Origin of the sequence: Mesorhizobium sp. 2RAF45, from assembly GCF_052115225.1 — a bacterium.
GTDB lineage: Bacteria > Pseudomonadota > Alphaproteobacteria > Rhizobiales > Rhizobiaceae > Mesorhizobium > Mesorhizobium jarvisii.
This window is the reverse complement of the sequence record NZ_JBFRGG010000001.1, coordinates 939858-948264: the sequence shown is the minus strand read 5'-3', so window position 1 is coordinate 948264 and position 8407 is coordinate 939858. Positions and strand designations below refer to the sequence as shown.

Annotated in this window: 9 protein-coding genes; 6 read left to right on the top strand and 3 right to left on the bottom strand. The window is 64.3% G+C overall.

Going from position 1 to position 8407, the window contains the following annotated elements; genetic code table 11:
* The first annotated feature begins 264 nt into the window (after positions 1 to 264).
* Entirely contained in the window at positions 265 to 717 is a 453-nt protein-coding gene (locus AB4Z43_RS04655; protein WP_441936124.1) for a GNAT family N-acetyltransferase, read from the top strand.
* Between the two features lie 171 nt (positions 718 to 888).
* Complete coding sequence (locus AB4Z43_RS04650) at positions 889 to 2076, top strand: aminotransferase-like domain-containing protein (RefSeq protein ID WP_051112907.1); 1188 nt, start codon at positions 889 to 891, stop codon at positions 2074 to 2076.
* Positions 2077 to 2099: 23 nt separating this feature from the next.
* Here AB4Z43_RS04650 and AB4Z43_RS04645 read toward each other — a convergent pair whose 3' ends face one another.
* Positions 2100 to 2354, bottom strand: coding sequence for a hypothetical protein (locus AB4Z43_RS04645; protein WP_441936122.1), 255 nt, complete (start codon positions 2352 to 2354; stop codon positions 2100 to 2102).
* Positions 2355 to 2689: 335 nt separating this feature from the next.
* On the opposite strand from AB4Z43_RS04645, the gene AB4Z43_RS04640 reads away from it, so the two are divergent.
* The gene (locus AB4Z43_RS04640) at positions 2690 to 3118 is read left to right on the top strand and encodes a VOC family protein (protein ID WP_019859327.1); all 429 of its coding nucleotides are present in this window, start codon (positions 2690 to 2692) and stop codon (positions 3116 to 3118) included.
* A 36-nt stretch (positions 3119 to 3154) separates the two neighbouring features.
* On the opposite strand, the gene AB4Z43_RS04635 is transcribed toward AB4Z43_RS04640, so the two are convergent.
* Both AB4Z43_RS04635 and AB4Z43_RS04630 read right to left on the bottom strand, forming a co-directional pair.
* Positions 3155 to 3676: a hypothetical protein gene (locus AB4Z43_RS04635; RefSeq protein WP_064981795.1), complete on the bottom strand. Its 522-nt coding sequence runs from the start codon at positions 3674 to 3676 to the stop codon at positions 3155 to 3157.
* A gap of 38 nt (positions 3677 to 3714) precedes the next feature.
* Positions 3715 to 4281 carry an RNA polymerase sigma factor gene (locus AB4Z43_RS04630; protein ID WP_064981794.1) on the bottom strand — a complete coding sequence of 189 codons (567 nt, stop codon included), beginning with the start codon at positions 4279 to 4281 and terminating at the stop codon, positions 3715 to 3717.
* A 163-nt stretch (positions 4282 to 4444) separates the two neighbouring features.
* On the opposite strand from AB4Z43_RS04630, the gene AB4Z43_RS04625 reads away from it, so the two are divergent.
* From AB4Z43_RS04625 to AB4Z43_RS04615, 3 genes are all read left to right on the top strand, one after another.
* Positions 4445 to 5062, top strand: a complete 618-nt coding sequence (locus AB4Z43_RS04625) for a C39 family peptidase (RefSeq protein WP_441936119.1) — start codon at positions 4445 to 4447, stop codon at positions 5060 to 5062.
* Positions 5063 to 5078: 16 nt separating this feature from the next.
* A complete protein-coding gene (locus AB4Z43_RS04620; protein ID WP_441936117.1) occupies positions 5079 to 6152 on the top strand; it encodes a D-alanine--D-alanine ligase family protein in 1074 nt (357 codons plus the stop codon).
* Positions 6153 to 6362: 210 nt separating this feature from the next.
* Positions 6363 to 8339, top strand: coding sequence for an AI-2E family transporter (locus tag AB4Z43_RS04615; protein WP_441936115.1), 1977 nt, complete (start codon positions 6363 to 6365; stop codon positions 8337 to 8339).
* Positions 8340 to 8407 lie beyond the last annotated feature (68 nt).

Below are 8407 nucleotides of genomic sequence, written 5' to 3'. Positions count from 1 at the left end.
CAGGCTCATCCACGGTTGTAGCCGCAGGGGTGTCGGGCGACTTCGCCAAGCCTCGAATCGGATGGCCGTCCGGTTCGAGGCTCAGTCGCTTCCATCGCACAAAGTCTCCTCCGTGCAGATACAAGGGGTGTTCCAGCGGAGTGAGACGTCGGCGTTCCCTGGAACACCCCTCATCCGACCTCGCTTCGCTCGGCCTCCTTCTCCCACAAGGGGAGAAGGGAGAGCTCACTTGCCGCCGCCACCGCCTCGCGCTATCCCGGCGCCATGATCACCTTCCGCAAGGCGCAAGCTTCCGACCTGCCGGCAATCGTCGCGATGCTCGCCGACGATCCACTGGGCGCTGCTCGCGAGGATGCCTCCTTGCCGCTGGCCCAGGGCTATCTCAAAGCTTTTGCCGCGATCGATGCCGACCCCAACCAACTGCTGGCGGTGGCAGTGGACGGGGCCGAGGTGATCGGTACGTTGCAGATCACCTTTCTTGCCGGGCTGTCGCGCAAGGGCGCCTGGCGCGGGCAGATCGAGGCGGTTCGTGTCGCCGGCCATCGGCGCTCGGGCGGCATCGGCCGGCTGATGCTCGAATGGGCGATCGATCAGTGTCGGTCGCGCGGCTGCAGCCTTGTGCAGCTCACAACCGACAAGGGGCGGGCTGACGCGCACCGTTTCTATGAAAACCTTGGCTTCACCGCCAGCCATATTGGTTACAAGAAGAGCCTCTAGATGCAACTCCGTTCCGCCCCGGCGGCGACTGGCGTATAGCGGCAGGCTTTCAGGCACTATTCAAATTGCCTGACAAAGCGGATATAGGTCAGCTACATTGACCTATATGAAAATCGTCTGGGGAGGCGTGACTTGACCCTTTTGAACCTGTTGGCTTCGCGCTCGTCGCGCATGAAGGCCTCCGAAATCCGCGAGCTGCTGAAGCTGCTCGACCAGCCCGACATCATCTCCTTCGCCGGCGGCATTCCCGATCCGGCGCTGTTTCCGGCCGATGCCATCCGCGATGCCTATGCCGAGGTGCTGGGCGGCGCGGAGGCAGGGGCGGCGCTGCAATACCAGGTGTCGGAAGGTTATTTGCCGCTGCGGCGCTGGATCGCCGGGCAGATGGGCAAGCTCGGCGTCGCCTGCGACGAGGCCAACATCTTCATCACCTCCGGCTCGCAGCAGGCGCTGGATTATCTGGGCAAGCTGTTCCTGTCGCCGGGCGACACCGCGCTGGTGACATGGCCGACCTATCTCGGCGCGCTGCAGGCCTTCAACGCCTATGAGCCGCGCTATGACCGTCTGCGGCCGGAAGGCGGCAACATGACGCCGGACGCCTATCGCGCGGCGGCCGCCGCCCCCACCGGTTCTTCAAGAGGGGGCGGCAAGGTCAAGTTCGCCTATCTGGTGCCCGACTTCGCCAACCCGACCGGCAATACACTCGATCGAAAGCAGCGCGAGGCGGTGCTCGACCTCGCTGGCGAACTCGACATCGCCATCATCGAGGACGCCGCCTATCGCGCGCTGCGCTATGATGGCGAGGGCGTGCCGCCGATCCTGGCGCTCGATTGCGCGCGCTCTGGCTCTATCGACAAGGCGCGCACGCTCTATTGCGGCTCGTTCTCGAAAATCCTGTCGCCGGGCATGCGCGTCGGCTGGGTGTGCGCGCCGCGTCATGTGGTGGAAAAGCTGGTGCTGATGAAGCAGGCTTCCGACCTGCACAGCCCGTCGATCAACCAGCTGGTCATGCACCGCGTCGCCGAATCCGTGTTCGACGGCCAGGTCGACAAACTCATCGGCGCCTATCGCCAGCGCCGCGACGGCCTGCTCGGCGCGCTCGAAGCCAACATGCCGAAGGGCGTGACCTGGAGCCGGCCGGAAGGCGGCATGTTCGTCTGGGCGACGCTGCCGGAAGGGTCGGACGCCACCGAGCTTTTGGCTCGGTCGGTGAAGGAGGCGCGCGTCGCCTTCGTGCCCGGCAACGCTTTTTACGCCGACGGCACCGGACGCAACACGCTGCGGCTGTCCTTCACGCTGGCCGACCAGCGCGCCGTGACCGAGGGCATTCCAAGGCTGGCGGCGCTGCTGAAGGGGTAGGCCGGTCAGAGAAGGCGGCATTTCTATGCCGTCACGGTGACCAGATGCTTGAGTATCGCAAGCCTGGTGCGCGCCAGTCTGCGGAGCGGTTTTTCAAAGCGTTCCTCGCCGGCCTCGACGACGAAGATCAATGTCATGAAGTCGAGCATGAACTCGTCTATTGCCGTGTCGACCGCCTGCGACTTGCCCTTGAAGCGTCGCAGCAAGGCGTTTGCTTTCTCGACGTCGCCAACCCCAGCGCTGCCGATAAGCGCTTCCAGTCTCTGAAAACAGTCCAATCGATGTCCCTCCCGCCGCGCCACGAAACTCCGGTTTGATCGGAAAGTTCCCGTCAGGAGAATTTCTCCTGAAAAGAGATCTGCATGGAACCTCTTTAGCCGACAGGTGTTCCTAGGTGTCTGACCCCCCGCAGACATCTGAAGGCCTTGTCAACGAGGCTTTCCAAAACCCGCCGGTTTCCCCCTCTCCGGCGGGCTTTTCATTTGCAAAGGACCGAAGGGCGGGATTTTCGGCGACGACGCCGGAAGGCAGCGCCTGTCAGTAGCCTGCGCCCGTCCGCGTTGACGGCGCCCCAAGCGAATTTAGATTTGGAACATTGCGAGGAGAAATTTTCGTGGAAACCCAGGAACTGCATCGCGGCCGGCTCATCGACCACATCCAGCTGGTGGTAAGGGATCTCGCCGCCAGCCGGCGTTTCTACGAGGCGGTCTTGCAGGTGCTCGGCGTGCCGATCGGCGGGACCGGCGAGGATTATTTCTGGTCCGATGAGCTGTTCATCTCCAGCGCCGACAGCCGGGCAGCACTGGGAAAGCTCACCGGCCGTCACCATCTGGCCTTCCAGGCCAGGGACCACGCGATGGTCGATGCCTTCTACAAGGCCGGGCTGGCGGCCGGCGGCACGGACAATGGCGCGCCGGGCGAGCGGCCCTATCATCCCGGCTATTACGCCGCCTTCCTGCTCGACCCCGACGGCAATAACATCGAGGCCGTCCATCACGGTGCGCACGCGCGCAGTGCCGCTTCGGTGAAGATCACCTTCTAGAGACGGTGCACGAACGGCGCGGCTCGCGAAGCATCGTCATTCCCGCAGGGCACGCATTTCCGTTTCAATCCGTCGAGCCGCACGGCGGTTCAGGATGATGACCAAAACAAGGAAGGCAAAGGTCGACCCGCCTCCGACCAGCGCGAAGATCGGGCGCGCGGGATTTGTCGCCCATGATCCGAGATAGATCATGACGAACCCCGGCACTATTGGCCCTACATACCAAAGCCAGGCGGATCTCAGCAGGTCGCGCTCATGAGCCAAGCGCTGTTGCAGATGGCCCATTCCACTTGTCGCAAGATCGAATCCGGCACGTGTGCTCTTGCGGAAGATATTCAGGCCCACCAACAGGAGGCCGAGCACCAGCGTTGCAAATCCTGACGCCATGATCCATTCCGCCGACGAGTCGGCTGCCAGGAATGTCACTGCACTGGTGACGAGCAGAAAGGCGGCGGCCATGCCTGCGGAGACATATTCCAAAGTGTTGCGGCGCTTGGTGGTTCGGCTCAAAGCGGCATGTCGCGCCTTGATGTCTTCGAGATTTATGACCGAGGTCATAACAGGTTGTTCCTTCCAGGAAGATTGTGACCGGTTAATCATCGTACTGCCTCCAGAACGACCTGGCCGGCCAGAACGCGCTTGATGCGGCTGATACGCGTCGCCACCGCGCCGGCCGAGAGACCGGAAACCTCCGCGATGGTCGCGGCATCCTCCTCCTCCAGGTAGAGGATCATCACCTGCCGATCGATCGGCTGCAGGCGGTGGAGCATTGCGTGGATCCGGGCCAGCGCAAGCCGGTCGGATACCTCCGTCTCCGGGGAGGGATTCGGGTCAGCGGCGATCTCCGCCGCCGGGTGATCGAGGCCGATCATTCCTTTCAGGCGTCGGGCTCGCCCGATATGATCGGCAGCGACATTGTGTGCCACACGGTAGACCCAGGTGCGCAGCGAGCAGCGCTCATCGAAAGACGTCAGGCTGCGCCAGACCTGCAGATGGATATCCTGCAACAGGTCCTGCCGCTCGATAGGGTTTGCTTCGTATCCAACTGCCAGACGAGCCAACGCGGGACCTAGCTGATCCACCGCCTGGATGTAGAGCCGGTCGACATCCGGTGGCGCGGCCGCTTCGGCACCGCCCCTCTCGTTTTGGTAAAGCATGGTCATGTCAAGGTAGTCGTACCTAGACGAAATTTCTTACAGACCAACCGAAGACTGCGCCGAACCTTCGACGCACTGGCGCACCAGCACCAATTCGAAGCACTGACCAGGTGGCCTTCCTTTTGTCCGACATCCTCGATACGAGATGGAAACCGAGCCGCGGAGTTCCATGGATACATCGCCCGAAACCGTGCCGTTTTTCAGCCAGTGGGAAACGCCTGACATGACGCTGGCCGTGCTCGCCGATGGCGCTGATGTGGCGCTGCGGCGCGATCCGCTGTGGCGGGGGTCGGGAGCGGAAACACCAGACGAATATGCGGTCTGGGCCGCCAACATCTGCGGCATGGCGTGCCTGAAAATGATCCTGGCCACGCGCGGCGAGATCGTGCCGACGATCGACTTGGCGAGACGCTGCACCCGATATGGCGGCTATGTCGTCTACGAAGGCTCGATCAGGGGCCTGATCTACGCGCCCTTCGTCACTTTCGTGAAGGCGGAGTTCGGCCTGGAGGCGCAGGTGATGACCAATGTCGCGACGTCGGACATTCCGGCGATCCTCGCCCGCTCACGCTTCTTCATCGCCTCGGTCAGCAGTTCGATCCGCTGGCCCGAGCGCGAGCCGCCGTCGAAGGGCGGCCATCTGGTGCTGGTGACGGCGGCGTCGGATGATGGTTTTCGCTTCCACAACCCATCCGGCCATACCAGCGCCACACAGGCCAACGCAGTGTTATCGCCAGCCGATTTCGATCGTTTCTTTGCCAATCGCGGGATTGCCGTCACCATTTGATTTCTAAGGGGTTTCAATGACTGAAAAGACCAGGGTCGCCATCCTCTATGGCGGGCGCTCGGCCGAGCATGACGTGTCGCGGCTGTCGGCGGCCAATGTGCTGAAGGCGATCGACCGGACGCGCTACCAGGTGGTGCCGATCGCCATTTCCAGGGATGGCAGATGGCGGCTGCAGCCTTCGTCCGAGGCCGGCGCCGACGGGGCAGGGGCTCCGGTGTCTGAGGATGGCGTGGAGGTAGCCCTGCTGCCAGGCGGCAAGGGCCGGCTGGTGGCTCTCACCGAGAGCGGCGAACAGCCTGACCCTGTCGATGTCGTCTTTCCCGTGCTGCATGGGCCGTTCGGCGAGGACGGTTCGGTGCAAGGCTATGCCGAGGTTGCCGATGTCGCCTATGTCGGCTGCGGCGTCCTGGCTTCCGCCGCCGCCATGGACAAGGATGTCGCCAAGCGGCTGCTACGCGAGGCAGGGCTTGCCGTTGCCCGCTCGGTCACCGTGCTGAGAGGCGAGGTCGGTTCGTTCCAGGAGATTGCCGGGGCGCTTGGGCTGCCCTTCTTCGCCAAGCCGGCGCGCCAGGGCTCGTCCTTCGGGGTGAGCAAGGTGCATGACAGGGATGGCTTCGAACAGGCCGTCGAAACGGCTTTGCGCTATGACAGCAAGGCGCTGATCGAGGAGTTCGTCGACGGCCGCGAGATCGAGTGTTCGGTGCTGGAGCGGGCCGACAGTTCGCTGACGGTTTCGCCGCCCGGCGAGATCATTCCGGCCGACAAGCATGGGTTCTACACCTACGAAGCGAAGTATTTCGACGCCGACGGCGCGCTGGTCAAGGTGCCCGCCGATGTCCCGGCGGATGTCGTTGCCAGGACGAGCGAGATGGCCGCGCGGGCTTTCCGGGCGCTCGGCTGCGAGGCCATGGCGCGCGTCGACTTCTTCCTGCGCGCCGACGGTTCGCTGCTGGTCAACGAGGTTAACACGCTGCCCGGCTTCACCGACATCTCGATGTACGCCAAGGCGCTGGCGGCGATCGGCATCGGCTACAGCCAGGTGATCGACGTGCTGATCGAGCACGCGCTGGCCAGGCATGCGGCGCGCTGATCGGCTCTGTTCAGCGTCACGCCACGCTTGCCGCCGGCCTTGGCCCGTGAATCCGGACGGGCGGATAAAGGTGCTTCTCGCCAATACCTCGGGCCGCAGGGAACATACTGACCCGCCCGGAATTGAAGGGTAACCAGCGGTCTGCCGGCAAATGTTGCACGCCGGCTCAATATGTCAGACCATGGCCGCTGGCAGGGGGAGAGACATCAAGTGGCGGCCAATCGTCGAAACGGGACGGCGTCCGAGGCGCATGGGCTGGACGATATTCTTGCGGCTGCCGCGCCCCATCCGCGAACCGCGTTGCCCAATGTGGCCACCACCGTCACAACGGTGGCGGCGCTGTATTTCGGCCGCGAGGTGTTCCTGCCGATCGCCATCGCCCTGCTTTTGACGTTCGCGCTGGCGCCGTTTGTCTCGGCGCTCAAACGGGTCGGCATTCCCCGCATCGCCGCCGTCATCGCCAGCGTGCTCAGCGCCTTCGCGGCACTTGCCTTGTTCAGCTTCGTCGTCGCCACGCAGGTCAGCGAACTGGCGCAGAACATTCCGGTCTACCAGACCAACATCCTGGCCAAGATCCGCTCGCTCAAGGAAACCGGCGTCGGCGGCGGTATCATCGCCAGATTGAGCAGCGTGGTCGAGCGTGTCGGCCAGGAGATCGACCGGCAGGACGCCACATTGCCGGCCGCCACCGCGGACAAGCCGCCGCGCGAGCCGGTGCCGGTCGAGATCGTGGCGCGCGAAAGGCCGCTCGAAGTCCTGCAGAACATCGTCGGCCCGCTGATCAGTCCGCTCGGATCGGCGGGTCTGATCATCGTCGTCGTCATCTTCATGCTGCTCGAACGGGAGGATTTGCGCGACCGCTTCATCAGGCTTGTCGGCTATGGTGACCTTCACCGCACCACCGAGGCGCTTCAGGATGCAGCCAAGCGGGTGGGCCGCTACCTGCTCATGCAACTGGTCGTCAACATCGTCTACGCCATACCGATTGCGATCGGGCTGTGGATCCTCGGCATTCCCAATGCGCTGTTGTGGGGGATGCTGGCGCTGGCATTGCGGTTCGTTCCCTATATCGGTCCGGCCATCGGCATGCTTTTGCCGCTGTTCCTGGCACTGGCCGTGGCGCCCGGCTGGTCGCTGGTGTTGTGGACTGCTGCCCTGTTCGTGGTGATGGAACTGGTCACCGGCAATGTCGTCGAGCCCTGGCTGTACGGCTCGCGAACCGGACTGTCGCCGTTGGCGATCATCGTCGCGGCGATCTTCTGGACGTGGCTGTGGGGGCCGCTCGGCCTCGTTCTGTCGACGCCGCTCACCGTCTGCCTCGTGGTGCTGGGCAGGCACGTGCCGCAGTTTGAATTCCTCGACGTGCTGTTCGGCAACGAGCCGGTGCTGGAACCGCATGCTCGGCTCTACCAGCGGCTGCTGGCCGGCGACCCGGACGAGGCCACCGATCATGCCGAGGAAATGCTCGAGGAGAAATATCTGGTCGAATTCTACGACAAGGTGGCCATTCCGGCCCTGCTGCTGGGCGAGCGCGATCGTGTGCGCGGCGTCATGGGCGACCTGCAGCGACGGCAAGTGGCGGCCAGTGCGCTCGCGCTGGTGGCCAATCTCGAAGACGATGCCAAGGAGGAGGCGGCCGAGGACGAAAGCTCGGACGCGGGCGAGCCCGGCGATGCCGCCGACGAGGACGAGGCCGAACTGCCCGACGGCACCGGCATGTCGCTGCTTTGCGCCGGCGGGCGCGGCGAACTCGACGATGCCGCTGCCGCGATGCTGGCGCAGGTGCTGGAGGTCCAGGGGGCGACCGCGTCAAAGGCGGGTTTTGCCGACATGGAACCGGCCAGCATTCGCCGCCTGGAGCTCGAGACCATCGACACAGTGGTGGTCGGCTTCCTCAACCGCGATTCCGTCAAGCACGCCCGCTTCCTGGTCCGCCGGCTGAAGCGCGCGAAGGCGGCGCTGCGGGTGGGCATCGTGTTCTGGTCGGAGACCGGCAACGGAGACAAGGAAGCCGCCGACAAGCTCGCCCAGGACATCAACGCGGATTTCGTCGCCCACGGCATGGTCGACGCGGTGACCGGCGCGCTGTCGAACGAGCCGCCGGTGGCGCTGAAACTCGTCGCCAAACGGCGCATGCGCCGGCCGCGCGCCGCGCCAAGGAAGGTGCCGGCCGCGGCGGCGAGCTAGGGGTGAAAACCGATAGTTGCGAGCGCGCTGGTTCGGCCCAGGCGGACCTGCCGGCAAAGACGCTCACA